Origin of the sequence: Parvibaculum sp. (assembly GCF_030694575.1) — a bacterium.
Taxonomy (GTDB): domain Bacteria; phylum Pseudomonadota; class Alphaproteobacteria; order Parvibaculales; family Parvibaculaceae; genus Parvibaculum.
On the sequence record NZ_JAUYUS010000092.1, the window covers coordinates 21,642 to 47,394 of the forward strand.

Annotated in this window: 22 protein-coding genes and 1 tRNA gene; 10 read left to right on the top strand and 13 right to left on the bottom strand. The window is 65.8% G+C overall.

Annotated elements, in window-relative coordinates; genetic code table 11:
* Nucleotide 1 precedes the first annotated feature (1 nt).
* Together Q8S60_RS12545 and Q8S60_RS12550 are read left to right on the top strand one after the other, a co-directional pair.
* Nucleotides 2-1,663, top strand: coding sequence for a sulfatase-like hydrolase/transferase (locus tag Q8S60_RS12545; protein WP_305275789.1), 1,662 nt, complete (start codon nt 2-4; stop codon nt 1,661-1,663).
* A gap of 10 nt (nt 1,664-1,673) precedes the next feature.
* Nucleotides 1,674-2,108 (top strand): hypothetical protein, encoded by a 435-nt coding sequence (locus Q8S60_RS12550; protein WP_305275788.1) that lies wholly within the window; start codon nt 1,674-1,676, stop codon nt 2,106-2,108.
* Here the strand turns inward: Q8S60_RS12550 and Q8S60_RS12555 are convergent.
* The 3 genes from Q8S60_RS12555 to Q8S60_RS12565 all read right to left on the bottom strand — a co-directional run bounded on the left by Q8S60_RS12555 (nt 2,105) and on the right by Q8S60_RS12565 (nt 4,813).
* Nucleotides 2,105-3,352, bottom strand: coding sequence for a thiolase family protein (locus Q8S60_RS12555; protein ID WP_305275787.1), 1,248 nt, complete (start codon nt 3,350-3,352; stop codon nt 2,105-2,107). The genes Q8S60_RS12550 and Q8S60_RS12555 overlap by 4 nt on opposite strands.
* A 213-nt stretch (nt 3,353-3,565) precedes the next feature.
* Nucleotides 3,566-3,642, bottom strand: a tRNA-Arg gene (locus Q8S60_RS12560).
* 133 nt (nt 3,643-3,775) lie between these two features.
* Nucleotides 3,776-4,813, bottom strand: a complete 1,038-nt coding sequence (locus Q8S60_RS12565; RefSeq protein ID WP_305275786.1) for a P1 family peptidase — start codon at nt 4,811-4,813, stop codon at nt 3,776-3,778.
* 152 nt (nt 4,814-4,965) lie between these two features.
* Between Q8S60_RS12565 and ggt the strand changes: the two genes are divergently transcribed.
* A complete protein-coding gene (ggt, locus tag Q8S60_RS12570; protein ID WP_305275785.1) occupies nt 4,966-6,705 on the top strand; it encodes a gamma-glutamyltransferase in 1,740 nt (579 codons plus the stop codon).
* On the opposite strand, the gene glk is transcribed toward ggt, so the two are convergent.
* Genes glk through Q8S60_RS12610 form a run of 8 tightly spaced genes read right to left on the bottom strand, consistent with a single transcriptional unit; the run spans nt 6,702 to nt 16,248 of the window.
* A complete protein-coding gene (glk, locus tag Q8S60_RS12575; RefSeq protein WP_305275784.1) occupies nt 6,702-7,772 on the bottom strand; it encodes a glucokinase in 1,071 nt (356 codons plus the stop codon). The genes ggt and glk overlap by 4 nt on opposite strands.
* Nucleotides 7,703-9,100, bottom strand: a complete 1,398-nt coding sequence (otsA, locus tag Q8S60_RS12580) for an alpha,alpha-trehalose-phosphate synthase (UDP-forming) (RefSeq protein WP_305275783.1) — start codon at nt 9,098-9,100, stop codon at nt 7,703-7,705. The genes glk and otsA overlap by 70 nt, the downstream gene beginning before the upstream one ends.
* Nucleotides 9,097-10,908: a glycoside hydrolase family 15 protein gene (locus Q8S60_RS12585; RefSeq protein ID WP_305275782.1), complete on the bottom strand. Its 1,812-nt coding sequence runs from the start codon at nt 10,906-10,908 to the stop codon at nt 9,097-9,099. Before Q8S60_RS12585 ends, otsA begins: the two co-directional genes overlap by 4 nt.
* 30 nt (nt 10,909-10,938) lie before the next feature.
* A complete protein-coding gene (gene otsB, locus Q8S60_RS12590; RefSeq protein ID WP_305275781.1) occupies nt 10,939-11,700 on the bottom strand; it encodes a trehalose-phosphatase in 762 nt (253 codons plus the stop codon).
* An 8-nt stretch (nt 11,701-11,708) separates the two neighbouring features.
* Nucleotides 11,709-13,223 (bottom strand): HAMP domain-containing sensor histidine kinase, encoded by a 1,515-nt coding sequence (locus tag Q8S60_RS12595; protein WP_305275780.1) that lies wholly within the window; start codon nt 13,221-13,223, stop codon nt 11,709-11,711.
* A gap of 39 nt (nt 13,224-13,262) precedes the next feature.
* Nucleotides 13,263-14,687 carry an NAD(P)/FAD-dependent oxidoreductase gene (locus tag Q8S60_RS12600; RefSeq protein WP_305275779.1) on the bottom strand — a complete coding sequence of 475 codons (1,425 nt, stop codon included), beginning with the start codon at nt 14,685-14,687 and terminating at the stop codon, nt 13,263-13,265.
* A 44-nt stretch (nt 14,688-14,731) separates the two neighbouring features.
* Nucleotides 14,732-15,472: a TVP38/TMEM64 family protein gene (locus Q8S60_RS12605; protein ID WP_305275778.1), complete on the bottom strand. Its 741-nt coding sequence runs from the start codon at nt 15,470-15,472 to the stop codon at nt 14,732-14,734.
* Nucleotides 15,469-16,248: a DUF547 domain-containing protein gene (locus tag Q8S60_RS12610; protein ID WP_305668600.1), complete on the bottom strand. Its 780-nt coding sequence runs from the start codon at nt 16,246-16,248 to the stop codon at nt 15,469-15,471. Before Q8S60_RS12610 ends, Q8S60_RS12605 begins: the two co-directional genes overlap by 4 nt.
* A gap of 380 nt (nt 16,249-16,628) precedes the next feature.
* Between Q8S60_RS12610 and rpmH the strand changes: the two genes are divergently transcribed.
* The 6 genes from rpmH to Q8S60_RS12640 all read left to right on the top strand — a co-directional run bounded on the left by rpmH (nt 16,629) and on the right by Q8S60_RS12640 (nt 21,783).
* The gene (gene rpmH / locus Q8S60_RS12615) at nt 16,629-16,763 is read left to right on the top strand and encodes a 50S ribosomal protein L34 (RefSeq protein WP_305275776.1); all 135 of its coding nucleotides are present in this window, start codon (nt 16,629-16,631) and stop codon (nt 16,761-16,763) included.
* Nucleotides 16,764-16,813: 50 nt separating this feature from the next.
* Nucleotides 16,814-17,218 carry a ribonuclease P protein component gene (gene rnpA / locus Q8S60_RS12620; protein WP_305275775.1) on the top strand — a complete coding sequence of 135 codons (405 nt, stop codon included), beginning with the start codon at nt 16,814-16,816 and terminating at the stop codon, nt 17,216-17,218.
* Nucleotides 17,211-19,037, top strand: a complete 1,827-nt coding sequence (gene yidC, locus Q8S60_RS12625; protein WP_305275774.1) for a membrane protein insertase YidC — start codon at nt 17,211-17,213, stop codon at nt 19,035-19,037. Before rnpA ends, yidC begins: the two co-directional genes overlap by 8 nt.
* A gap of 4 nt (nt 19,038-19,041) precedes the next feature.
* Complete coding sequence (yihA, locus tag Q8S60_RS12630; RefSeq protein WP_305275773.1) at nt 19,042-19,743, top strand: ribosome biogenesis GTP-binding protein YihA/YsxC; 702 nt, start codon at nt 19,042-19,044, stop codon at nt 19,741-19,743.
* Between the two features lie 42 nt (nt 19,744-19,785).
* Nucleotides 19,786-20,700: an acetylglutamate kinase gene (gene argB, locus Q8S60_RS12635; RefSeq protein WP_305275772.1), complete on the top strand. Its 915-nt coding sequence runs from the start codon at nt 19,786-19,788 to the stop codon at nt 20,698-20,700.
* Between the two features lie 81 nt (nt 20,701-20,781).
* Complete coding sequence (locus Q8S60_RS12640; protein ID WP_305275771.1) at nt 20,782-21,783, top strand: DUF1036 domain-containing protein; 1,002 nt, start codon at nt 20,782-20,784, stop codon at nt 21,781-21,783.
* On the opposite strand, the gene Q8S60_RS12645 is transcribed toward Q8S60_RS12640, so the two are convergent.
* On the bottom strand, nt 21,780-23,060 hold the full coding sequence (locus Q8S60_RS12645; RefSeq protein WP_305275770.1) for a DUF2336 domain-containing protein: 1,281 nt from the start codon (nt 23,058-23,060) through the stop codon (nt 21,780-21,782). The two genes, Q8S60_RS12640 and Q8S60_RS12645, sit on opposite strands and share 4 nt — an antisense overlap.
* Before the next feature lie 146 nt (nt 23,061-23,206).
* Between Q8S60_RS12645 and Q8S60_RS12650 the strand changes: the two genes are divergently transcribed.
* Nucleotides 23,207-23,962 (top strand): pyrimidine 5'-nucleotidase, encoded by a 756-nt coding sequence (locus tag Q8S60_RS12650; protein ID WP_305275769.1) that lies wholly within the window; start codon nt 23,207-23,209, stop codon nt 23,960-23,962.
* Here the strand turns inward: Q8S60_RS12650 and mutL are convergent.
* Nucleotides 23,945-25,747, bottom strand: a complete 1,803-nt coding sequence (gene mutL / locus Q8S60_RS12655; protein WP_305275768.1) for a DNA mismatch repair endonuclease MutL — start codon at nt 25,745-25,747, stop codon at nt 23,945-23,947. The genes Q8S60_RS12650 and mutL overlap by 18 nt on opposite strands.
* Between the last annotated feature and the right edge of the window lie 6 nt (nt 25,748-25,753).

A 25,753-nucleotide genomic window follows, 5' to 3' on the forward strand; every position in this document is an offset into this window, starting at 1 on the left:
AATGAACGGGCTCAAGAAGTGGCAGGCCTATGCGCTGGCGGGCGTCATTGTGCTCGTGGCGATTGCCGGGGCCGCCTATGCCTTCCGCAAGGACATGGTTCTCTATTTCGTGGCGACGCGGGCGCGGGACGCCACCATCATCGAGCCCAATCGCGAAATCGTCTGGGACCAGGGACCGGCGGTTGCGGCGGAGCCCGCAGGTAACCGTCCGCCCAATATCGTCGTCATCCTCGCCGACGATCTCGGCTTCAACGACATCAGCTATTTCGGTGGCGGCGTCGTGCCGACGCCCAATATCGATTCCATTGCCAAGGCCGGCGCGAACTTCACCTCCGCCTATTCCGGCACGGCGGCCTGTGCGCCGTCCCGCGCGATGATCATGACCGGCCGCTACGGCACGCGCACCGGCTTCGAGTTCACGCCGACACCGCCCGGCATGACGCGCATCGTCGACATGTTCTACAATGACGGCACGCGCTTCCATGAAATGCTCATCGACCGCGAGGCGGCGGCAAAGGCCCCGCCTTTCAGGGAACAGGGTCTGCCCGGCTCGGAGATCACGCTGGCGGAAGCACTGAAGCCCAGGGGCTATCACAACATCCATATCGGCAAGTGGCATCTCGGCAATGCGCCGGAGTTTCTGCCCAATGCGCAGGGCTTCGACGAAAGCGTAATGCTGGAGAGCGGCCTCTTCCTGCCGGAAGACAGCCCGGACGTCGTGAACGCCAAGCTGCCCTTCGATCCCATCGATCAGTTCCTTTGGGCGCGCATGCAGTATGCGACGTCCTACAACGGCAGCGCATGGTTCGAGCCGAAGGGCTATCTCACCGACTTCTATACGGACGAGGCGATCAAGGCGATCGAGGCAAACCGCAACCGGCCTTTCTTCCTCTATCTCGCGCATTGGGGCGTGCATACGCCGCTGCAGGCGTCGAAGGCGGATTACGATGCGCTGTCGCATATCAAGGACGAACGCCTGCGGGTCTATGCGGCGATGATCGTCGCGCTCGACCGCAGCGTCGGTCGCGTGCTGCAGACGCTGAAGGAGAACGGGCTTGAAGACAACACGCTGGTGATCTTTTCCAGCGACAACGGCGCGCCGGGCTATATCGGCCTGCCGGATGTCAACAAGCCCTATCGCGGCTGGAAGCTGACCTTCTTCGAAGGCGGCATCCGCGTGCCGTTCTTCGCGAAGTGGCCGGCGCGCATTCCGGCCGGGGCGGAGCGCACGACGCCGGTCGCGCATCTCGACATGTTCCCGACCATCGTGGCGGCGGCGGGAGGCGAGCTTCCGGCCGACCGCGTGATCGACGGCATCGACCTTCTGCCCTATGCCGCGAACGGCGAGGAGCCGGCGCCGCGTCCGATCTTCTGGCGCGACGGCCACTATCAGGCGGTACAGACCGGGGGCTGGAAGCTGCAGATGGCGGAGCGGCCCAACAAGATCTGGCTCTTCAACCTCAATGTCGATCCGACCGAGCAGAACAATGTCGCGGACGAGAATCCGGAAAAGGTCGCCGAGCTGAAGGCGCTGGCCGACGCACATAACGCCACGCAGCGGGCGCCGCTTTTCCCGGCTGTCGCCGAAATGCCGGTGACGATCGACAAGACGCTCGAAGAGCCGGTGACCGAGGACGACGAATATATCTACTGGCCGGGCTGAGGGAGCGCACATGTCATCGCTTCTGCCGGTCAGCACGAACGGAGCCTATGAGGGCAACCGCGCGGCACCGTGGTTCCTGACGCTGCTTGCGGCGGGAACCATCGTGCCGGGGCTCATCCACGTCTTTCTGCCGGATGGCGGCGCGGGCGTCATTGCGGGTCTCGATCTGACGCAGAACGGGCGGGTGATTATCGGCGTCTTCGCCTGGGCGGGCGCGACGCAGATCGTCTGGGGGCTGGCATTGCTTGCCGTGTCGCTGCGCTACCGAAGCCTTGTGCCGGCAATGTTCGCGCTTCTTCTGCTGGAGCGGGCGATCATCGCGCTCAATACATGGGTGCTGAAGCCGGGCGAAGGCGCACATCACCCGCCCGAAGCCTATGCGACACTTGCCGCCCTGCCCGTTCTCGCCGTGTTGCTCGCGCTGTCGCTGAGACGGCGCGGCTAGACGTTTTCGAGAAGGGCCACCGTGCCCTGCCCGCCATCGGCGCAGACCGAGACGATGGCGCGCGATCCCTTCGGCATGGCGGAAAGTTCCTTTACGGCCTGGCTGAGAATGCGCGCGCCGGTCGCGGCGAAGGGATGGCCGATAGCCGTCGAGCCGCCATTCGGATTGAAACGGTCCCACGGAAATTCACCGAGATCGACATCGACCTTCGCCTTCTCGCGGCGGTAGGCGGGATCGGATGCCATCTTGACGTTCGCGGCGGCCTGCGCGGCGAAGGCTTCGTGGATTTCCCAGAGCGCGATATCCGCGAACTTGAGTCCGTGACGGGCGAGGAGGCGCGGGATCGCGCGGGCGGGCGCCATGAGAATGCCTTCGTCGAGACGGAAATCCATCGCCGCGATTTCCCAGTCGACCAGCTTGGCCGCATAGGCGCCGCCGAGACGCGCAAGGCCTTCCTTGTCGGCCACCCAGAGCGAAGAGGCGCCATCCGTCAGTGGCGATGAATTGCCGGCGGTGAGCGAACCGTTCACGGGATCGAAAGCGGGCTTCAGGGCGGCGAGACGTTCCGCGCTGGTGTCGCGACGCGGGAAGGTGTCGTGGTCGATATCGCCGAAGGGCAATACGAGATCGGAGAAGAACCCCTCATCCTGGCCGGCGATCGCACGCTGGTGGCTCCAGAGGGCGATCCTGTCCTGCTCCTCGCGCGTGATGCCGAAGCGCTTGATCGTGTCTTCGGTGTGCTCGCCCATGGAGCGGCCGCTGATGCGGTTGGCCCAGCCGCGCGGCAGATTGTAGTCGTCGGGCGTCACGCTTGAGAGCGTCTTCAGCGCGGCTTCCGGGTCTTTCGGAAATTGCGCGAAGATCGTATCGGCGACGGAGGATTTCAGCGCGAGAGGCACGTGGCTCATCGTCTCCACGCCGCCCACCAGCGCGAGATGAGTGCCGCCTCGTCCGACCATGCCGGACGCCTGAATGGCCGCGCCGAAGCTGGTGGAACAGGCCATGACGGTGGAGAAGGCCGGGATTTCCGGATCGAGGCCCGCTTCGAAGACGAGTTCGCGGCCGATATTCGAGATCGCCGGATCGGGGATGACCTGGCCCCAGATCAGGAAATCGGGGCGTGCCTTCGCCGCCATCGCAGCGGCAACCGGGCGCGAGAGATCGAGAGCCGTGTATTTCGCGAAAGAACCACCCGCCTTCACGAAGGGGGTGCGTAAACCCGACGAAAGATAGACATCCGACATGGGAAACTCCTTTGCCTCTCGGCGCTCGAGCGGTGTTTCCATGAATGTAGGGAGACCGGCGCCCGGTTTCCTGCACGAAAACGGGCGGCTGCGGTCAGCCCGCGAACAGGCATCCCGGCCCGGTCTTCACCCAGGGGGAGGTCCAGCCGTTTTTTCGGAAAATTTCCGCGGTATTCCGGGTATTCCCGAAACAGCTACCGTCAGCGAGAAGAATGGTGCGCCCGGAACGATTCGAACGTCCGACCCTCAGATTCGTAGTCTGATGCTCTATCCAGCTGAGCTACGGGCGCGTGCGCTTCGCGGACCTGACGGCCGTGGGCGGACCTTGGTGTCCGCGCCTCATCGAAGGCGGGCCACTCTTAAAGCGTTGGGGCCTCGAAGGCAAGGGGGCTGAATGACGGAAAAAGTGGCCCTCTCCGCCGCTCAGGAGGCGCCGTGGCGGGCCCGCCAGGAGAGGGCGGCGCCGAGGCTTTCCGCCTCATAGACGCCTCGGGCCATGGCCCGGGCGACGCAATCGGCCGCAAGGGCACCGATCGCCATTACCGCCCGGTAGCGCATATCCGGTCCCAACGGATGGGTGCCGGTTGCGAGGACGAAGATCGTGTCGCCATCGACCGGGGTGTGGATGGGCCGGACGGCCCGGGCAAGGCCGTCCTGTGCCATGATGGCAACGCGGCGCGCCTCCACGGGGGTCAGATCGGCATTGGTTGCAACGACGCCGATCGAGGTGTTGGAGCCCGGCACGACGTCGGCCTTCGAGCCTGCCATCGGATCCAGCGCCGCGAATTCCGGCAGAGGCGACGGCCAGCCGAGGCCGCCGAACTCGCCTCCCATTTCATAAGGCGCGGCCCAGAAGCAGGCGCTGCCGGGCATGACGACGGACCCGAAAGGATTTGCCGCCATCAGCGCCGCGACGGCGAGGCCGCTTTCGGCAAGAGCGGAGGCGGAGCCTAGGCCGCCCTTGTATTGCCCGGCCGTCGCGCCGAGACCCGCGCCCGCATTGCCGAGCCTGAAATCCCTGGCCGCCGTTTCGCAAGCGGCACGGCCGAGCGCGCGGTAGGGCGGCTCCTCGCCCCAGTTCTTGTTTCCGCCATTGGCGAGGTCGAACAGGATCGCGCCCGGCACGACGGGCGACACGAGCGGGCTCGAGCCGACGAGAAAGCCCCGGCCGCGCGCACCGAGCCATGCGGCGACACCCGAAGCCGCGTCGAGCCCCCAGGACGAACCGCCGGACAGCACCACGGCGTCGATTTCGTCGACGAGACAGGCGGGATCGAGCGCGTCGGTTTCGCGCGTGCCCGGTCCTCCGCCGCGCACATCGACGCCCGCGACCGCGCGCGCCTCCGGCAGGACGACCGTGACGCCGGTACGGGCGCCCATGTCTTCCGCGTTGCCGACCAGAAGACCGCCGACATCGCAAAGATGGTTGCGGGGACCTTTGCGGATGGTGCCGGGGAACATGTCGTGACCTCTCGCGTGCCGGGGGCGAAATCTGAGCAATGCAGAATCCAGAACATGATTTGCACCGGAAAGTCTGCAACTTTCTGGTCGATGCTCTAGGATGACACGCGGCCGCGACCGGCCGGAGAAGCGGCTGCAAAGGGAGACAAAGGATGAAGCTGACGCGAATTCTGGCGGCGCTGGGCGTATTGACGGTCGTTCTGCTGCTTCTCTTCGCGGGCTTCGCTCAATGGTGGCAGGAGAAAGAACCCTCTCCCTTCATGGTGGCCGCGGCCAACCCCTATGCGACCGAGGCAGGCGCGGAAATCCTGCGGCAGGGCGGCAGCGCGGTCGATGCCGCCATCGCCGTGCAGGCAGTGCTGTCGCTGGTCGAGCCGGAATCCTCCGGCCTCGCGGGCGGCGCCTTCATGCTGCATTTCGACAAGGGAGAGGACCGGCTCGACGCCTATGACGGCCGCGAGACGGCGCCCAAGGGCGCGACGCCCGCGCTCTTTCTCGACGGGAACGGCGAGCCCCTCCCCTTTCTCGACGCGATGATAAGCGGACGCTCGGTCGGCACGCCCGGCGTCGTCAAGATGCTGTGGCTGGCGCATAGCGAACACGGCAAGCTCGAATGGGCAAAGCTCTTCCAGCCCGCCATAAAGCTCGCAGAGGAAGGGTTTCAGGTGGCGCCGAAACTGGCGCAGGCGATCGCGCGCGACCCGGTGCTGATGCAAATGCCGGTGGCGCAGGATTATTTCTACCGCAAGGACGACAAGGACGGCGGCGCGCGCGTGCCTTACGGCGAAGGCGAAACGCTGACGAACCCCGCTTACGCGGCGACGCTGAAACTCATCGCGGAGAAGGGCTGGCAGGGCTTCTACGAGGGGCCGGTCGCCGAGGAAATCGTGACGGCGGTGCAGAACGCGCCGGCGCGGCCCGGTACGCTGACGCTCGACGACCTCGCCGGCTACGAAGCGAAGAAGCGCGAGCCGCTTTGCGCGCCCTACCGCGCGTACCGCGTCTGCTCGATGCCGCCGCCGACATCGGGCGGGCTCACGGCGCTGCAGATTCTCGGCATCCTCGAAAATTACGACCTGCGCGGGATGGAACCGATGACGCTGACCTCGGTGCATTTCATTGCCGAGGCGGAGAAGCTCGCTTATGCCGACCGCGACAAATATATCGGCGACCCGGATTTCGTGGAGGTTCCCGTCGAGGCCATGCTCGACAAGGATTATCTAAAGTCCCGCGCCGATCAGATCGACGCCAGCCTCTCGATGGGCAAGGCCAAGGCCGGACGGCTGAAGGACGAACGCGCCTTCAACTGGGGTCTCAACCAGCCGGTCGACCGGCCCTCCACCAGTCATTTCAGCATCGTCGACAGCGACGGCAATGTGGTTTCCATGACCACCTCCGTCGAAGGCCCGTTCGGCGCGCATCTGATGGCGGGCGGCATGATCCTGAACAACCAGCTCACCGACTTCTCCTTCTCGCCGGAGGAAGACGGCCGGCCTGTGGCGAATGCGGTGGCGGCGGGCAAGCGGCCCCGTTCGTCCATGACGCCGGTCATCGTGTTCGACGAGGATGGCGCCTTCCGCGCCGTCATCGGCTCGCCCGGCGGCAGCCGCATCATCGGTTATGTGACGCAGACGCTGATCGCGCTGATCGACTGGGACATGAGCATGAAGGAGGCGATCGCCCTGCCGCGCTTTCTCGACCGGAACGGCGCGCTGGAAATCGAGGCCGGTACGGATCTGGAGGCGCTGGCGCCGCAGCTCGGACAGCTTGGCCACAAGGTGGAGATACGTCCGCAGATGAGCGGGCTGCACGGCATTCTCGTGACGCAGCACGGGCTTGAGGGAGCCGCCGATCCGCGGCGCGACGGTACGGTGATTTCGGAGCAGCCCTAAAGCGGGGCCTGCGCTGCGCGGGCAAGGCCGAGCAGCGCCGCATCCGTCCGCCCGATGACGAAGACGGGTATGTCCGCGAGATAGGCGTCGAAGCGGCCCTTCGCCTCGAAGCGCGCGCGGAACAGCGTCTCGTCGAAAAGGCCCGGTCCGGCGGCAAGCCAGCCGGGCACAATGCCGCCGCCGATATAAATGCCACCGCGCGCACCGACAGTGAGCGCAAGATCGCCGGCCACGGCGCCGAGCCAGCCGCAGAACAGCCGCACGGCCTCCACCGACAGGGGGCAGGTGCCTGCCCGCGCGCGCGCCGCGATTTCGGCGGGGGAGGGAGAAGGCCCGGCCGCCGCGCCGGAAAGCGCGGCAAGAGCGCCATAAAGCGTGACAAGGCCCGGACCCGACAACACGCGCTCGACCGAGACGTGGCCATAGATCCCCTGGAGGTGCTGGAGCACCAGCGCCTCGCGCGCATCGGATGGGGCGAGATCGACATGGCCGCCCTCGCCCGCCACCACGATGTCGCGGCCGCCATCGAAGACGAGCGTGGAGACGCCGAGGCCCGTACCCGCGCCGAGAATGCCGACCGGCGCGCCCGCGACGCCCTTGCGCAAGGGGCCGACGGAATGGAGGTCGCGTTCCGTGAGCGCGGGGATGGAGAGCGCCAGCGCCGCGAAGTCGTTCATCAGGCGAGGTTTCGCCATGCCCGTCACGCTCGTCAACGTTGCGGCCGTCACATCCCAAGGGCAATTCGTCATGGCGATATGCGCGGCCCCGCCCTCGCCCTGCACCGGCCCGGCGGCACAGGCAGCGACACCGGCCAGCGCCGGACGGCCCGCCTCGTCGAGGAAGCGGGTGAGCGCCAGGTCGAGGCGGGCATAATCCGCGGTCTGGAAAATGGTGGGCTGAGAAAGTTCGATGACGCCGTCCCGCGCCACGGCCAGGGCGAAGCGCGCATTGGTGCCGCCTATATCGGCGACGAGCAGCGATGCCTCCCCCGGCAAAATCACGATACGGCCGAGATCGTCCGTCGTCGCGTTACGGTCGCGAGCGTCGACATGAAGTCGTCGCGCCAATGGGCGACATCCTCGGCCTTCAGTCTTTTCATCAGCGCCTCGAAGCGTTCCCGGCGTTCCTGCAGGCTCATATAGCGCGCAATCTGCAGGGCATCCGCCACTCCCTTTGTGTCGTAGGGGTTCACGATAACCGCTTCGGGCATCTGATAGGAAGCCCCGGCGAAGCGCGAAAGGATGAGAACGCCCGGATTCTCCGGGTCTTGCGCCGCGACATATTCCTTGGCGACGAGGTTCATGCCGTCGCGGAGCGGGGTCACGAGGCCGATCTTGCTGGCGCGGTAGAGGCCGGCAAGCGCGCGGCGCGGCATGGGCTTGTTCAGATAGCGCAACGGCGTCCAGTCGAATTCGCCGAAGGTGCCGTTGACATGGCCCGAAAGTCCATCCAGTTCCTCGCGCATCTGGCGGTATTCCAGCACCTCGCCGCGCGAGGTGGCCGCAATCTGGAGGTAGGAGACCTCGCGCCGCGTCTCGGGATATTCGCGCAGCAGGCGCTCATAGGCGTGGAAGCGCTCGGCGATGCCTTTCGTATAGTCGAGACGGTCGACGCCGACGATCTGCGTGCGGTCGCCCAGCCCTTTGGTCACCTTGTCGTATTGGCGGCGGGCTTCCTTGTCCTGCGCGGCGATATTGGCGAAGCCTTCCGTATCGATGCCGATGGGGAAAGCGCGGACAGTGACCGTGCGGCCGAAACAATGGAGCTTGTCGCCATTCGCGATGCCGTTGGCCTCGCGGACCACATAATCGCGGAAACGCTCGACATCCTGCTCGGTCTGGAAACCCAGCACGTCATAGGCAAAGAGGCCGCGCACCATGGCGTCGTGATGCGGCAGCGCCGCCAGCACCTCGCGGGCCGGAAAAGGGATGTGAAGGAAAAAGCCGATCGGCTGCTCCGCGCCCATCTGCCGGAGTTCATTGCCGAAGGCGAGGAAGTGATAATCGTGGACCCAGATCGTGTCGTCCGCGCGCAGCAGCGGATAGAGCACGCGGGCGAATTTGGCGTTCACCCGCCGGTAGCCTTCGTAAAAGCGGCGGTCGAAGGCCGTGAGGTCGATCCGGTAGTGGAAGAGCGGCCAGAGGCAGCGGTTGGCGAAGCCGTTATAGTAGTCCTCATATTCGTCGGGGGTGAGATCGACAGTGGCAAGTTCGAGGCTCCCGGCATCCTCGATCGAGGCGTAGTCGACCGCGCGCCTGTCCGTCTTGCCGCTCCAGCCGTACCAGAGCCCGCCGCGCGCCCGCAGCGCATCCACCAGCGCGACGGCGAGACCGCCCGCGCGCGCTGCATCCTTGACCGGTCCGACACGATTGGAAACGACGACTAGCCGGCTCATACCTGTTCTTCCCACTTGCGGCTCAAACGCATCGCCGCGTTGATGATGCCGACAAGCGAGTAGGTTTGCGGAAAATTCCCCCAAAGTTCGCCGGTGGCCGGATCGATGTCTTCGGAGAGCAGACCCAAACTATTGCGGCATGCGAGAATGGATTCGAAAATCTCTCGGGCTTCATCCGTCCTGCCGACACGGGCGAGGGCGTCTATGTACCAGAACGTGCAAATGTTGAATGCGTTCCCGGGCAACCCGAAATCGTCCGCCGTCGCGTAACGGAACATGTGCCGGCCGCGGCGGAGAGCCTTCTCGACCGCGAGAAGCGTGGACTGGAAACGCGGGTCCGAGGGGCGGATGAAATTGACTTCCGCCATCAGCAAAAGACCTGCGTCGAATTGTTCGCCCTCAAAGCTTTCCGTAAACGCGCCGAGCTTTTCGCTCCATGCCCGCTCGCAGATGATCGCGTGGACCTCGTCGGCGAGCCGGCGCCAGTGGCGCGAGCGCTCGGTGAGGCCGAGATGTTCCGCGATGCGCGCGAGCCGGTCGCAGGCGGCCCAGCACATGACGCTGGACGAGGTGTGAACGCGGGCGCGGGTGCGCAGTTCCCACATGCCGGCATCCGGCTGGTCGTGCATCGCATAGGCCCGCTCGCCGACCTTCTCGTAGCGCTCGAAATCGGCCATGGTCGCCCGTTGCAGCAGCCTTTCGTCGAAGAAGGACTGCGATGCGGCAAGTATTACATTGCCGTAGACGTCGTGCTGGAAATGCTCATAGGCCTGGTTGCCGCGGCGGACGGGGCCCATGCCGCGATAACCCGGCAGCGTGTCGACGATGTCTTCGTTGAGACGGGTTTCGAGGCCGATGCCGTAAACCGGCTGGAGATGGCCGTCCGGTGCGGAACCGACGATGTTGTTGAGATAGCGGAGATAATTTTCCATCGTCTCGACCTCGGCCAGCGAGTTGAGCGCCCGGATCACGAAAAAAGCATCGCGCAGCCAACAGAAGCGGTAGTCCCAGTTGCGTTCCGTATCCGCCATTTCGGGAATGCTGGTCGTCAGCGCCGCGACGATCGCGCCCGTCTCCTCATAGCAGCAGAGTTTCAGCGTGATGGCGGCGCGAATGACGGCCTGCTGCCATTCGAGCGGCAGGGCAAGGCGGCGCACCCAACGCTTCCAGTAATCCTCCGTCCGTTCCTCGAACTCGCGCGCGGTTTCCTCGACACCGCCGGTCAGCGTCTCGTCGGGGCCCATGATGAAGCTGATTGCGTTAGTCAGATTGAAGACCGTCTCGTCGAGCAGGTAGGTGAGGGGCGCATTGGTCGAGAGGCGGAGCGCCAAACCGCTGTGAAAAAACCGCACATGATGGCTGCCGCGCGTGACGCTGGGCTCCTGGGCGCCGTAGTTGAAGCCGGGGCGGAGCCTTATGCGGATGCGCGGCGAACCGGCGAGCGGCCGCACGCGGCGCACCAGCGTCATGGGCTGGAAGATGCGTTCGCGCCGTGTGAAGCGCGGAGCGAAGTCGCAGATTTCGACGGCATTGCCGTCGCGGTCGGTGAGTTCGGTGACGAGGACCGCTGTGTTCTCGCGGTAGAATTGCCGCGACGAGGCGGCATTTTCGATCTCGATGGACCAGAAGCCCCGCTCGGGGCGGTCCGCTTCGGGCTGCGAAGCAGCTTCCGGGCGGCCGTTGAGAAGATCGTAGAAGACCGGATCGCCATCCAGACGGGGCAGGCAGCACCAGACGATGCGTGCCCATTTGTCGATCAGGGCACCGAAGGTGCCGTTTCCGATAACTCCAAGATCAAGCGATGACAAAACCAGTTCCTGTCTGCTGTCTCCGATACATCAGCCGGTGTCCGAAAGCACCGACGCCACCTCTTTCAGCCAGTCTATGAACGCCTCGACGGAGGCCACGCGGTATTCGGCGCGGGAGGCTCCCGGCCCGATTTTTATCGTAACGCCTTTCAGCGCCCTGACGACCTCAAAGCCGTCCTCATCGGTGCGATCGTCGCCCGCGAAAACGGGAAGGCGGCCCGCGAAAGGTGGAACTTTCAGCAGGCTCTCGATGGCGAAGCCCTTGTTCACATGGTCGGGCTTCACCTCCAGCACCATTTTTCCGTCGATGAGGTTGAGGCCGGAAGTGGCGGCGAAAGCGGCTTCCATCGCCGCACGGCATTCCATCTCGCGCTCCGGCGCCCGGCGATAATGAAGTGCGAGGGCGCCGGGTTTTGTTTCCAGAATGAGGCGTGGATCGCCCGCGACGAGCGGTGCGAGGGCGCGTTCGATCAGGGCGATGTCTTCCTCCTCCACCGGCGGATGGACATCCGCATCCGGGCGCTCGCGCAATTCAAGCCCATGCACACCGGCGCCCGGCAGCACGACGCCGAGAAGACGGTCGAGCTCGGCGAGCGGGCGGCCGGAGACGACCGCGACGGCGCCACCGAGGCCGTCGAGCAGGCCGGCGAGAACCCGCGGCATGGCCGCGTCCACCACCACCGCGTCCGGCGAGGGCGCCAGCTCTGTCAACGTACCGTCGAAATCGAGAAACAGCGCCCAGTCGCGTTGTGGGGCGGGCGGGGGAAGCCCGTCGTCTTTCATCAAATCCATTTCCACTTCTATCCCCGCGCCGCGGATGCGGCGGCAAGACTTTCGGCCTCGGCGCATTCGTAAAGCGTACCGGCGCCGTCCGGTATGCAGATGCGGAAGGTCGTTCCCGAGGCATCGCTTTTCAAGAGTTCGATATGGCCGCCATGAATGCGCGTGAGTTCGGCCGCGATGGCGAGGCCGAGGCCGGTACCGTCGGCGCGGGTGCCGCCGGAGAAGGCTTCGAAGAGATGTTCGCGCGCCTTGGCGGGAAGGCCGGGCCCTGTGTCCGACAGGTCGATATGGACGTGATCCTGCGCGCGCCAGGCGGCAATGCGAACCTCGCCGCCCTTCTGCCGGTCGGCCGGGCCATCGGTCAGCGCCTGCGCGGCATTGCGCATGAGATTGAGCAGGATACGGAACAACTGGTCGGGGTCCGCCTCCACTTCCAGATCCGCCGGCACGTCGTTCACCCAATGGACAAGTTCGCGCTCCGGCCAGGCGGCCTCGGCCACCTCGTCGGCGAAGGATGCGAGCGGGACGCGGCGGCGGCGCGGCGCGGTCTCCTCCGCGCGGCCGAATTTCAGGGAATTGGTGCAGAGCTCGATTGCGCGGTCGATGGAAGCGAAGAGGCGCGGCGCGAGATGCTGCACGGTCGGATCGTCGATGGCGCCGATGCGGTCGGAGATGAGCTGCGCGCTGGCGAGAATGTTGCGGAGATCGTGATTGATCTTGCTCACCGCGATACCTAGCGAGGCGAGATGCGCCTTCTGGCTCAGGGTCGCCCTGATTTCCTTCTGCATCAGCGACAACTCACGCTCGGCGACGCCGATCTCGTCCGCCCGCGCGGAAGGCGCCATGACGCGGCGCGCGTCTTCCGGATTGTCGCGGAAGGCGACCATGTTGCCGGTGATGCGGCGCATCGGCCGGACAAGCACGAAATGAAGCACGACGAAGACGAGGCTTGCAGTGATGATCGAGATGACGAGCGAAAGCAGAAAGATGTTCTTGCCGTAGCGCAGCATCGCGTGGCGGAGCGGCGTCTCGTTGAAGACGATCTCGATCGACTCGCCGGCGCCGAAGCGTGGGCTGCCTGTCACCAGGACAATCCGGCCATCGCCCGCGAAGACGGTTTCGAAAGCATCCATGATGAGGCGCATGGCCATGGCGTCGCGAAGGTCGAAACTCGTGTCGACCATGGGCGGCATGTCCTCGCTCAGCACCAGACGGCGGGCATCGTCGCGGCGGAGCGCAACGGCATAGACCTGCGCATTCTTCAGCAATTCCTCGCGGAGCGCGGGCGACACCATATTATCGGGCCGCGCCTCGAGCGCGAGCGAGGCGATCTGCGCGGCGGCGAGGCGCTGCTCCAGCCAGTTCAGCCTGAAGTTCGCGACCGACGGCACGAAGATCAGCACTTCCGCCAGCATCACGAAGAGGATCGTGAGCACCAGGAGGCGGCGGGACAGCGAGCCGCGTAGCGGACGCGCGAGGCGCGGCCACCAGCCTTCCCTGATCCTGCAAGTATCGTCCGCCGTCGCTCTCATCGTTCGGGTTTTCTCCGAAACCTGACGCTGCGGACGATCTTAACCGAAGAGACCGAGAAAACGCACCAGCATCCGCGTCTTCGGGCTGAAGAGCGTGGGCGTGTAATAGCTGCCGGCGACGCGCTTGCTGATTTCCGACAGCGTCGGATAGGGCGCGATGACGCTTGCCATGGCGCTCAGTTTCAGCGCCTGCGACTTCGCCAGCACCCAGGGCAGGATCAGCTCGCCCGCATGAGGCCCGACGATCGTCGCGCCGAGCACGCGCGCATGCGTGTCGGTGACGACCTTGATGACGCCTTCCGTCTGCCGCTCGGCCTGGGCGCGGTCGTTCTCGGCGAGATGCCATCTGAGCACGTTGATCTTCATGTTGCGGTCGCGCGCGGAGACCTCCGTCTCGCCGACATGGGCAAGTTCCGGGTCGGTGAAGGTGACCCACGGCACCGCGCTGTGATCGGCGCGGGCGGGAACGCGGAAGAGCGCATTGCGGATGACGATGCCCGCGTGATAACCGGCGACATGCGTGAACTGGAGGCCGCCAGCAACGTCGCCGACGCCGAAGACATGCTTGTTCGTCGTGCGCAGGCGGTCGTCGACCTTCAATCCGCGGTCGCTGTATTCGATGCCGGCCTTTTCGAGATCGAGACCTTCGACATTGGCGCGGCGGCCGGTCGCGATCAGGATGTGCGAGCCCTCGACGGTGCGCTTCTCGCCCTTGTCGTCGATCTCGACGGAAATCCTTCCGGCCTCACCGGAGACGCTTGCGACCTTCACGCCTTCGAGAATCTCGATACCCTCGCGGCGAAGCCGGTCGATGACGATGGCCGAGAGCTCGGGGTCGTCGCGGTTGAAGGCGCGCAGTCCCTCCAGCACCGTCACGCGGGCGCCCAGGCGGCGATGCGCCTGCGCCATTTCCATGCCGATGGGGCCGCCGCCGACGATGATGAGATGGCGCGGACACTCCCTGTTCTCGAACAGGTTTTCATTCGTGTAGAACGGCACCTTGTCGAGGCCGGGGATCGGCGGCACGGCCGCGCGCGAACCGGTGGCGACGACGAAGCGGCGCGCCGAGATTTCCGCGTTGCCGGCGATCACGGTGCCGCCGTCGCGGAAGCGGGCGTGGTCCTTGATAACGGTGACGCCGAGCGCCTCGAAGCGCGCCACGGAATCGTTCGGCGCGATGGCGGCGATGACGCCGTGCACGTGATCCTGCACCTTGGCGAAATCCACTTTCGCCTTTGCGGGCGCGATGCCGAAGGGTTCGCCCTCACCCATGCCGTAGGCCTGTTTCGCCGCGGCGAGCAGCGCCTTCGACGGCACGCAGCCTGTGTTGAGGCAGTCGCCGCCCATCGCGTCCCGCTCGATCAGCACTGTGCGTGCGCCCATTTGCACTGCGCCCGCCGCGACCGACAGGCCGCCCGATCCCGCGCCGATGACACAGATGTCAGCCTTGATCCGTTTGGCCATGAGCCCTCTCGAGAATGTCCCGCCGCCCTTCGCGGGAGGATGATTTATTCGGCCGCGCCTGTCCGGCCTTTGCCGGCGAAGCGGCGATAGACGACGGGCACCAGCGCCAGCAGCGCGAGAGCGAGGATAGGCCCTATCACCTGCGGCTGGAAAATGAGGCCGAGATCGGGGTCGCGCCCCGCCTCGAAGATGGCGCCGAGGCCGTTGCCGAGGCTCGCATAGACGAAGGTCCCCGGCAGGATGCCGAGAAAGGTCGCCGCAACATAGGTGCGGAGCGGCACGCCGAGAAAGGCGGGCGCGAGATTGACCAGAAAGAAGGGAAAGAGCGGCACGAGGCGCAGCACCAGCATGTAGCTGAAGGCGTTCTCGCCGAAGCCTTCCTCCAGCTTGCGCAGCTTCGGCCCCGCCTTCGCCCGCAGCATGTCGCCGAGCGCGGTGCGGGCGGCGAGAAAGAGCAGCGTCGCGCCGATGGTGGCGCCGATGACCGTGAGGAGGCCGCCGAAGACCGTGCCGAACAGGAAGCCGCCCGTCAGCGTTGCGACGAGCGCGGCCGGGAGCGAGAAGGCGACGATCGCGATATAGGCGCCGACATAGGCAAGCGCCGCGAGCAGCCAGTGGTCGGCAACCCAGCCGGCCAGCGCCTGCCGGTTGTCGCGCAGCGTATCGAGCGTCAGGTAGCGGTGCAGGCCGAGCGCGAAAAAGGCGGCAAGGCCCGCCGCCAGAACGATCAGCGGCAGAAGGCGGCGCAGCGACAGGCGGCTGGCGGCGGGAGTGGGCTCGGTCATTTTTCGTCCCCGGGGCGGGCGGCATCGTTGAGCGACCAGTCGTAGCGATAAGACGACACGGCGGTGATGTTTTCCAGCCCGGCGCGGAGCTCCGCACCGGCATATTTCCGGAGTTCCGCCAGCACGCCCGCTTCGGTGCCGCCGAAATCCTTTCGGTACCAGTCGAAAATGCTCGAGGCGGTGAGCTTGCCGTCCCCGATTTCGGCGCCGCGCGGGCTGTTGATATAGGCGCGGGCCGCCTCGTCCAGCATGGCGTCGAGCGCCGCACCCGTATAAGGCTCCGGCGCGAGGTCCGGGCAGCCCCGGGCGGCGCAGTTGACCGCGTAATGGACGCGGCTGTCCTTGAATTCCGGCCGCAGGATGCCGTGCTCGATGTCGTCAAGCGACAGCTCCCTGCCCGCCACGGTGACAAGCTTCCTGCCCCACGGTCCCCTGGAGAAAAAGCCCGGCGAGATGCGTATGTCGCGGATCGAGGCGACGGGGTAATGGTCCGTCACGACGTCGACGGTCAGGGCATTGTAGAGATTGACCCAGTAGGCGAAGCGCTCGTCGCGGGAGAGGCTTTCCGGCGCCACCTCTTCCAGCGCGGCGATATAGGCCTTCAGCGCCGCATGATCGGCCGCATTGGCCTTCAGCGCGCCGTAGCCGACCCGGTTGGGCTCGCCGCTCTCGCCTTCGGTCAGATAGACCGACAGCAATCGGGCCCACTCGCCATGATCCGGCATTTTCGCTTCTTCCGCCTTCGAGGGCAGGATGGAGCCGAGTACAAGGAACAAAGCAAGTACAACCCGGACCAGGCGGTCGCCCGGGAGGCCGTCATTTACCGTATTGTGGCTCGTTTGCACGCGGTCCGGCCTGTTTTACCTGTCCGGCCGCGACATTACGCATAAGCGGCGGAAGCGACAGGGGGTATCACTCATTTGTGAGACAAGTTCAGGGCCGGTGATAAGTCGGGCGATGTGGCGGCAAATGCCCCGCCGCCGTTGACTTCCGCGGGCCTTATCGCTTATACACCCCGCCAGACAGCCGTCGGGTGGCAACGCCTGCGGCTCTTGTTTTTATTGGCATGCACGAGGCGGCCTGCAGACCGCCCTGAGCCCGACCGGCCAGCGGACTGGCAGGCGCCGGGCTCGGCCCAGACCGCCGGAGAAGAGACGTGAAACGGACCTATCAACCGAGCAAACTCGTCCGCAAGCGCCGCCACGGCTTCCGTGCGCGCACCCAGACCGTCGGCGGCCGCAAGGTTCTCGCCGCGCGCCGGGCCAAGGGACGCAAGCGGCTTTCCGCCTGACATCCAACGTCGTGGCATTTCCAGCGGGCGCGCATCGGAGCTTGGCCGCGATGAGCCAGATCGAGCGCCTACGCAAACGCCGCGACTTTCTCGCCGCCGCCCGCGGGCGCAAGCGGGCGGAACACGGCCTCGTGCTGCAGGCCCGGGAGCGCGGCGACACCGCCCCTCCCCGCGTCGGCTTCACCGTTACCCGCAAAGTCGGATCTTCCGTCATTCGCAACCGGGCGAAGCGGCGCTTGCGCGCTGCGGCCGCTGAAATCCTTCCACTCGCCGCAAAAGACGGTTACGACTACGTCCTGATCGGGCGGCAGGCCACTCTCACGCGGCGCTGGCCCGATCTTCTCGACGACCTGCGCCTCGCGCTCCGTACCGTTCACGCCAACAGCACCGGCACCGCGCGCGCTTCCTCCGCCGCTTCAGAGCCTGCATCTCCGAAAGACGATCCCCATGGGTGACAACCGCAACTTCATCATCGCCATCTTCCTGTCGGTCCTCGTCTTTATCGGGTGGCAGTATTTCTTCATCGAACCGCAGATGCAGGCGGAACGTGCGCGGCAGCAGGCGGCCACGGAAGAGACAGGCACGGCCGAACCCGCGCCCGGCACGGCAGCCCCCGGCGACGCCCGGCTGCCCAGCGTCGAAGCACCGGCGCAGCGCGCGCCCGGCGTGGCGGCCGCGGGCGCAGTGGCGCGCGACCAGGCTCTGGCGCAGAGCCCGCGCGTCGTCATCAGTTCGCATGAGCTCGACGGATCGATTTCGCTGCGCGGCGCGCGCTTCGACGATCTGAGGCTGCGCCAGTACCGCGCGACGGTCGATCCGCAGAGCCCGGAAGTCGTGCTCTTCTCGCCGGCGAAAACGGAGACGCCCTATTTCTCCGAGTTCGGCTTCATCGCCGCCCCCGGCGCCAACGTCAACCTGCCGACCTCCGCCACCGAGTGGGAACTGGAAGCCGGCGACCGGCTAACGCCGCAGACGCCGGTGACCCTGCGCTGGGACAACGGCCAGGGCCTTGTCTTCCACCGCGAGATTACGCTCGACGACCATTTCCTCTTCACCGTCACCGACCGGATCGAAAACCGTTCGGCGAACGAAGTGACGCTTTACCCCTACGGCCTCATCTCGCGCACGGGCAAGCCTGCCGGCAGTTCCTTCTTCATCCTGCATGAGGGCTTCATCGGTGAATTCCCGAGCGTCGGCGAGAAGGCGATCAAATACGACGACGCCTCGGAGGACGGTCCGGTACAGGTCAGCGACAACGAAGGCTGGCTCGGCATTACCGACAAATACTGGGCGGCCGCGCTGGTGCCGCAGACGGGCGAAAGCTTCGTCGCGAATTTCAGCGAACATCCGGACGCCGCGATCGAAAACTATCAGGCGGATTTCCGCTATGGCGCGCAGAGCGTCCAGCCCGGCGAAAGCCTCGAACTCCGCAACCGGTTGTTCGCCGGCGCGAAGGTCAGCAAGGTCATCGATGGCTACCGCGATGCGGGCATCTACAAGTTCAACCTGCTGATCGACTGGGGCTGGTTCTGGTTCCTGACGCAGCCGATGTTCGATGCGCTGCATTTCGTTGCACTGCATGTCGGCAATTTCGGCATCGCCATTCTCGTCGTCACCGTGCTCATCAAGCTCGTCTTCTATCCGCTCGCCAACAAATCCTACGTGGCCATGAGCAAGATGAAGAAGCTGCAGCCGGAGATGGAAAAGCTGCGCGAGCGCTACAAAGAAGACAAGATGAAGCAGCAGCAGGAGATCATGGAGCTCTACAAGAAGGAGAAGGTGAACCCGCTTGCCGGCTGCCTTCCCGTCCTGATCCAGATCCCCGTCTTCTTCGCGCTCTACAAGGTGCTGTTCGTCACCATCGAAATGCGCCACGCGCCGTTCTTCGGCTGGATCAACGATCTCTCCGCGCCGGACCCGACCTCGCTCTTCAACCTGTTCGGCCTCATTCCCTGGGATCCGCCCTCGATGCTGATGATCGGCATCTGGCCGCTCATCATGGGCTTCACCATGTTCGTGCAGCAGCGCATGAACCCGCTGCCCGCCGATCCGATCCAGGCGCAGATTTTCACCTGGATGCCCGTCATCTTCACCTTCATGCTGGCGAGCTTCCCGGCGGGTCTCGTGATCTACTGGGCGTGGAACAACACGCTTTCGGTGATCCAGCAGGGCGTCATCATGAAGCGGCAGGGCGTGAAGATCGAAATCTTCTCCAATCTCGGGCTTGAAAAGCTGGCCGGTGTCTTCACCGGCGGCGACAAGCCGAAATCCTGAGCCGATGGCCGATGAGGCACCCGACGGCAGCGGTCCCGATACCGACGCGCTGAATATCGAAGCGGGCCGCTGGCTCTTCGCGCAGGCCTGCGACTTCGTGCGCGGCGTCGTGGCGATGGACGGCCTGCCCGATACCACCGTCACGGAAGTGGCCTTTGCAGGCCGCTCCAATGTCGGCAAGTCGAGCCTCATCAACGCGCTGACCGGCCGCAAGACGCTGGCGCGCACCTCGAACACGCCGGGCCGCACCAAGGAGCTCAACTTCTTCACGCTGGGCGCGGGCGGCCATCCGGCGATCATGCTCGTCGACCTGCCGGGCTACGGCTATGCGCGCGAGACGAAGACGCGGGTCGATCAGTGGACGGACCTCGTCATGTCCTATCTGCGCGGCCGGGTGCCGCTCCGGCGCGTCCTCATGCTGATCGACGCGCGGCACGGCCTCAAGGACAACGACCACGAGGTGATGAAGCTGCTCGACGAGGCGGCCGTCTCCTACCAGATCGTCCTCACCAAGACCGACAAGCTCAAGGCGGGCGAGCTCGAAACCCGGCTCGACGAAGTCCGGGCCGGCATCCGCCGCCACGTCGCGGCCCATCCCCGGATCGTCGCGACCTCCAGCGAGAAAGGCACCGGCATCGCCGAGTTGCGCGCCGAGATCGCCTCACTGGCCGATCCCGCGGCGCTGGGGTATAAGCGGGCGGACTAGAATTCAGCGGCTGGCGGAAAGCAGGAGGCGATCGAAAAGCTCATGCCGGATACCGATAAGGGCGCGAAGGCCCAGGACGACGCGAGGCTCGAACGGGCGCGGATACTCTCCGAGGCGCTGCCCTTCATGCAGCGCTACGACAAGCGCACCGTCGTCGTGAAATATGGCGGCCATGCGATGGGCGACGAGGAACTCGGCGCCGAATTCGCGCGCGACATCGTGCTGCTGAAGCAGGCCGGGCTCAATCCCATCGTCGTTCATGGCGGCGGGCCGCAGATCGGCGCGATGCTGAACCGGCTCGGCATCAAGAGCGAATTTTCCGGCGGGCTCCGCATCACCGACAAGGCGACTGTCGAAATCGTCGAGATGGTGCTCGCGGGTTCCATCAACAAGCAGATCGTCGCGCAGCTCAACCAGGCGGGCGGACGCGCCGTCGGTCTTTGCGGCAAGGACGGCAACCTCGTCGTCGCGCGCAAGGTGCATCAGAAAGTTCACGACCCGGAATCGAATATCGAGAAACTCCTCGATCTCGGCTTCGTCGGCGAGCCGGAAAAGATCAATCCGGAAATCCTCGACGTCATCCAGAAGTCCGACATCATCCCGGTCATCGCTCCCGTCGGTATCTCGCGCGACGGGCATACCTACAACATCAATGCCGACACGGTGGCGGGCGCCATCGCCGCCGCGATGGGCGCGGCGCGTCTTCTCCTCCTCACCGATGTGACGGGCGTTCTCGGCAAGGACGGCAAGCTCATCGAGGCGCTCACCGTCGCGGAGGCGAAAGCGCTGATGAAGGATGGCACGATTTCGGGCGGCATGATCCCGAAGCTCGAAACCTGCATCGAATCCGTCGAGGGCGGCGTCGAAGCGGTGGTCATTCTCGATGGCCGCGTGCGTCATGCCGTGCTGCTCGAACTTTTCACGGAGCACGGTGCCGGCACGCTGATCCAGAAGTAGCGCAACCGCGATTTCAAAGGTTTTTTCGCGCGGCACCCCGGGCTATGGTTCCCTTGGCCGGATCAGGGGGCGGCCGAGCGCATGAAAAAGAGCCTGCAGATCGCCGCTGCCGCCCTTTTCGCATGGCTGATGCTGCCCGCCCTGGCTCATGCCGATTATCGGTTCTGCAACAAGACGAGCTATGTGCTCGACGGTGCGATTGCCGTCGAGGAGGGTGGCGCATGGACAAGCCGGGGCTGGCTTCGCATACCGCCCGGCGATTGCGGCACGATGCTCGAGGGTCCTATCGGCGACCGCGGCTATTATGTCTTCGCGCGGTCCATCGACGCGCATGAAGGCAGCGTCAAATATTTCTCCGGCAATGAGCGCTTCTGCATCGTCGAGCGGGACTTCACCATCGAAGGCCGCGAGCAATGCGCGATGCGCGGCTACGATTCCGCCGACTTCCTGAAGGTGGACACGAAGCCCGGCGCCGACTGGGCGACGACCTTCTCGGAGGCGAGCGACTACGTCATGGAACAGGCCCGCATCGCGGGTGCGCAGCGGCTCCTCAAGGATATCGGTTTTTCGATCACCCGGATCGACGGCGTCGCGGCGCGCAACACGCTGCGCGCCGTGGAGGCCTTTCAGCGTTCGGCGAACATCTCCGTCACAGGAAAGATCGACGAGGCGCTGATCGGGCAACTGACCGCGCGGGCGCTTGAGGAGCACGAGACGATCGGGCTCAACTTCTGCAACAGGACGGAAGAGCTCGTATGGGCCGCCGTCGGCTACCGCAATGGCGACAGCGATATGTCGAGCGGCTGGATACGCATCGAGCCGGGCACCTGTCGCAAGTCGATCAAGGGCAAGCTCTCGGGCGGTCCCTATTTCGCCTATGCCGAAGCCGTGGACGATGCCGGTTCGGTCGAGCGGCGGAACGGCGAGCCGATGATCTGGGGCGGCACGGAAAACTTCTGCACCAAGGCGACGCGCTTTCAGATCAGGGGACGCGACCGCTGCGCCGCGCGCGGCTTCGACCAGCGGGGTTTCATGCGCGTCGAGACCGGCGGCAAGCCCTATTGGTCGGTCGATTTCGACTAGCTCGTCTTGCGGCGTGCCGCGTCGATGCCGAAATACTGCAGGTGCCAGCGCATTTCGGATTCATCCAGCGGGTAGTCGATACCGTCTCGCGGCAGCACCACGCTTTCCCGCGGCACATGCGCGATATAGGTCTGGATGGCGAGCGCGGTGCGCATCGCGAGGCCTGCGGTCCAGCACAGCGCGGTGATGCCGCCGCCGCTCTGGGCGGCGATAACGGCCTCGACGCTGGCAGGCGGCACGCCCGAAAGCAGCGAGAGCGCCTGCACGACCGAGGGTCTTTGCGACATGGTGGCGGCCTCGACCACCTGCTCGTCGCCGAGCCGGCCTGCGTCATATGCCTCGCGGATCGCGTCGCGTGCGACCTGCGGTTCCGCGCCTTCGGTGTCCTTCTCGATCGCGGCCTTGGCGCGGAGCTTCAGCCAGTTCGATATCTCCTCGTCGAGCGCATGGCGGCGCGCCAGCTCGTCGATCAGCGAGCGGGACACGAAAGTCGCGATGCGGCGAACGGCGCGGAGCGACAGGTCCGTGCGCATGACCAGCGGGCGGTGCCAGGCTTCGATGCCGGCGGCGCGCGAGATCACGCTGTCCAGTGTTTCTTCGCGAATATCCGCGCTCGGATTGGCGAGCAGTTGTGCGACGGCGGGTATATCGAGCGTCGCCACCACGGCGTCCGAGACGCGCATGCTCAGGTTTTCGCGTTGCGCGATCGCCTCCACCGCGCCTTCGACGCGGCTCGTCGCGATGATTTCGATCAGGTCTTCGTCGGAGAGCAGGGGGGAGTATTTCAGCATCGGCCCGCAGACCGTGAACTCGACGTCGTCCGCAAGCCGTCGCGCGAGCCTGCGGGATATGGTGGGGCAATGCGCCAGTTCATACGAGATGATCGCGCGCACGCGCGGCAATTCGTCCTCGGCGAGCCTGTCGAGAAGCGCCACCGTGCGCTGCTGCAGGGCGCTGCGCTCCGTCGCCGGCATGTCCGGCATCAGGCGCGCGATCTTCCGCGCCAGTTCCTCGCGCACTTCGACGTCGGCATCGGTGCGCAGCAGCTCGTTCGCCTGGGCGGGCGCGGAGGGGTTCGCGGCGACGAGGCTGCGGACGCGGGTGTCGTCGTCGCAGGCGAGATAATAAAGCGCCTCGGGCGGGGCGTCGGTGCGGACCGCCAGTTCCCGCTTCATTTCGCTCTGATGGCTTTCGAGCACCTGGCGCGCGTCCTCGTAGCGAAGCTCCGGGGGGAGCTTTCGCCGGCCGAATAATCTGGACAGAAGGCCGGAGGCCATGGCCGCTCCTGAAGACGCAACGCGGAGAGATGCAACGGCCAGTTTCCAAGCCAGGCGATTAACGTCTGCTTAACCCGGCGGGCCCTGGAGCGAAAATCGGCGGCCGCCGCCTTGTCAGAGGCACGAATGCAGGGCACATATGGCAAATGCAGACGCCGACCCCTCTTCCCGCCGCGACCGCCGGTGCACCCGCCCGGGGTATCGCGCCACGGGGCTTTGCCCATGTCGACAGCTGGATTTTCGACCTGGACAACACGCTCTACCCGCCCGCCTGCGATCTCTTCGCGCAGGTCGATGAGCGGATGACGGCCTTCATCGCGCGCTATCTCGGCGTCGATCCGGTCGAGGCGCGGCGCATCCAGAAGGATTTCTACATCGAGCACGGCACGACGCTGTCCGGCCTGATGGCGGTTCACGGCCTCGAACCGAAGGAATTTCTCGACTTCGTCCACGACATCGACGTCTCCGCCGTGATGGCGGATGCGGCGCTCGGCGAGGCGATCGCGCGGCTGCCGGGGCGGAAGATCGTCTTCACCAACGGCTCCGTCGCGCATGCGGAAAATGTGGTGCGCCAGCTCGGCATCGATCATGTCTTCGACGGCATATTCGACATCGTGACGGCGCAATACGAGCCGAAGCCGCGCCGCCGCGCCTATGAATGCCTGATCGAGGCGACCGGCATAGAGCCCGCGCGCGCCGCCATGTTCGAGGACATCGCGCGCAATCTCGAGGCGCCCCACGCGCTCGGCATGACGACGGTCTGGGTCAGGCCCGGCCTGCCGGGGCCGGAGCGGCATCAGCAATTGTCGCATGAGGGCGCGGACGGCCCGCATGTCCATCACGTGACCGACAATCTTTCGGATTTCCTGAGAGGGATATTGCCGTCAGCGCCGGCCGAATAGGCGTTCGATATCGGCGAGCTTCAGTTCGACATAGGTCGGGCGGCCGTGATTGCACTGGCCGGAATGGGGCGTCGCCTCCATCTCGCGCAGCAGCGCGTTCATCTCCTCCGCCGTCAGCCGCCGTCCCGCGCGCACCGAGCCGTGACAGGCGATGGTGCCGCAGACCTCTTCCAGCTTTTCCTTCAGCGACAGGGCTTCGTCGAGTTCGGTGAGATCGTCGGCGAGGTCGCGCACCAGCGCCTGCACGTCGAGCTTGCCGAAGATCGCCGGCACCTCGCGCACGACTACCGCGCCCGGCCCGAAAGCTTCGAGCACGAAGCCGAGTTCGGCGAGTTCGCCCGCGCGCGCCGCGAGGCGCTCGGCCTCCGCCTCGTCGAGATCGACGACTTCAGGAATGAGCAGGATCTGCCGGGCGACGCCCTGCGCCGCCATCGCCTTCTTCATGCGCTCATAGACGAGGCGTTCATGCGCCGCGTGCTGGTCGACGATGACGATGCCGTCCGCCGTCTGCGCAATCACGTAGGTTTCGTGCAACTGCCCGCGCGCCACGCCAAGCGCGAAGCCCGCCGCGGTCTCCGTCTCGTCTTGCGGCAGCGGTTCGACGCGGGCCGATTGCGCGGCGAGACCCGTGAAGGCGCCCTGCCATGCGCCGCGCTCTTCCGCGAAGCCTGGCCGCGGTTCGGGCCGCCAGGTGCCCGTATAGGCAGGCGTCGTCGTTTCAGGCCGCAACGCGCCGAGCGTCGCGCCCGCAACCGTCGTCGAGGCGCGGTGGCCCGCCTCCGACAGCGCGCGCTTCAACGCACCGACGATCAGCCCGCGCACGAGCCCCGCATCCCGGAAGCGCACTTCCGCCTTGGCCGGATGCACGTTCACGTCGACATCGCGCGGATCGATGGTGACGAAGAGCGCCACCGCCGGGTGCCGGTCGCGGGCGAGGAAATCCGCATAGGCGCCGCGCACCGCACCGACGATCAGCTTGTCGCGCACGGGCCTGCCATTGACGAAGAGATACTGCATCTGCGCCGTGCCGCGATTATAGGTCGGCAGGCCTGCGAAGCCGGCAAGGCCGATTTCCTCGCGCATGGCGTCGATGGCGATGGCGTTCTCCGCGAAGTCGCGCCCCATGATCGCGCCGAGCCGCATCAGCCGCCCGGCCTCGCCCGGCAGCTCCGGTTCGAGCCGGAGCAGGTTCCGCTCCGTGCTTGTCAGCGTGAAGCCGACTTCCGGATGCGCCATGGCGAGGCGCTTCACGACGTCGGAGACCGCCAGCGTTTCGGCGCGTTCGCTTTTCATGAATTTCAGGCGCGCGGGCGTTGCGTAGAAGAGGTCGCGCACCTCGATCTGCGTGCCCGTCCGGCCGGAAGCGGGCTCGACGCCCGTCACCCGGCCGCCCTCCACCGAAATCCGGTGCGCGCTGTCGGCGTCGCGCGTGCGGCTGACGATGGAAAGCCTCGCTACCGCGCCGATCGAGGGCAGCGCCTCGCCGCGAAAGCCGAGCGTCGCGATGTCGTGCAGATCCTCCTGCCCGCCCGCATCGACGCGGAGTTTCGAGGTCGCATGGCGTTCGACCGCGAGCGCCAGTTCCTCCGCGCTCATGCCGATGCCGTCGTCGCTCACGCGGATGAGGTCGCGGCCGCCGCCGTCGATCGCGATGTCGATATGGCGCGCGCCCGCGTCGAGCGCGTTCTCGACGAGCTCCTTCACCGCGCTCGCGGGGCGTTCCACCACTTCGCCGGCGGCGATGCGGTTGATCGTCCCTTCGCTCAGGCGCCGGATACGGCTCATGTCAGG

What these genes read in the sequence shown, in the direction of transcription:
- Q8S60_RS12605 (WP_305275778.1), bottom strand. Translation starts at nt 15,472, where the DNA reads ATGACCGAGCCCACTCCCGCCGCCAGCCGCCTGTCGCTGCGCCGCCTT.
- rnpA (WP_305275775.1), top strand. Translation starts at nt 16,814, where the DNA reads ATGAGCCAGATCGAGCGCCTACGCAAACGCCGCGACTTTCTCGCCGCC.
- Q8S60_RS12550 (WP_305275788.1), top strand. Translation starts at nt 1,674, where the DNA reads ATGTCATCGCTTCTGCCGGTCAGCACGAACGGAGCCTATGAGGGCAAC.
- Q8S60_RS12595 (WP_305275780.1), bottom strand. Translation starts at nt 13,223, where the DNA reads ATGAGAGCGACGGCGGACGATACTTGCAGGATCAGGGAAGGCTGGTGG.
- Q8S60_RS12650 (WP_305275769.1), top strand. Translation starts at nt 23,207, where the DNA reads ATGCAGACGCCGACCCCTCTTCCCGCCGCGACCGCCGGTGCACCCGCC.
- mutL (WP_305275768.1), bottom strand. Translation starts at nt 25,747, where the DNA reads ATGAGCCGTATCCGGCGCCTGAGCGAAGGGACGATCAACCGCATCGCC.
- Q8S60_RS12600 (WP_305275779.1), bottom strand. Translation starts at nt 14,687, where the DNA reads ATGGCCAAACGGATCAAGGCTGACATCTGTGTCATCGGCGCGGGATCG.
- Q8S60_RS12645 (WP_305275770.1), bottom strand. Translation starts at nt 23,060, where the DNA reads ATGGCCTCCGGCCTTCTGTCCAGATTATTCGGCCGGCGAAAGCTCCCC.
- yihA (WP_305275773.1), top strand. Translation starts at nt 19,042, where the DNA reads ATGGCCGATGAGGCACCCGACGGCAGCGGTCCCGATACCGACGCGCTG.
- argB (WP_305275772.1), top strand. Translation starts at nt 19,786, where the DNA reads ATGCCGGATACCGATAAGGGCGCGAAGGCCCAGGACGACGCGAGGCTC.
- Q8S60_RS12555 (WP_305275787.1), bottom strand. Translation starts at nt 3,352, where the DNA reads ATGTCGGATGTCTATCTTTCGTCGGGTTTACGCACCCCCTTCGTGAAG.
- otsB (WP_305275781.1), bottom strand. Translation starts at nt 11,700, where the DNA reads ATGGATTTGATGAAAGACGACGGGCTTCCCCCGCCCGCCCCACAACGC.
- ggt (WP_305275785.1), top strand. Translation starts at nt 4,966, where the DNA reads ATGAAGCTGACGCGAATTCTGGCGGCGCTGGGCGTATTGACGGTCGTT.
- Q8S60_RS12545 (WP_305275789.1), top strand. Translation starts at nt 2, where the DNA reads ATGAACGGGCTCAAGAAGTGGCAGGCCTATGCGCTGGCGGGCGTCATT.
- Q8S60_RS12640 (WP_305275771.1), top strand. Translation starts at nt 20,782, where the DNA reads ATGAAAAAGAGCCTGCAGATCGCCGCTGCCGCCCTTTTCGCATGGCTG.
- Q8S60_RS12565 (WP_305275786.1), bottom strand. Translation starts at nt 4,813, where the DNA reads ATGTTCCCCGGCACCATCCGCAAAGGTCCCCGCAACCATCTTTGCGAT.
- otsA (WP_305275783.1), bottom strand. Translation starts at nt 9,100, where the DNA reads ATGAGCCGGCTAGTCGTCGTTTCCAATCGTGTCGGACCGGTCAAGGAT.
- yidC (WP_305275774.1), top strand. Translation starts at nt 17,211, where the DNA reads ATGGGTGACAACCGCAACTTCATCATCGCCATCTTCCTGTCGGTCCTC.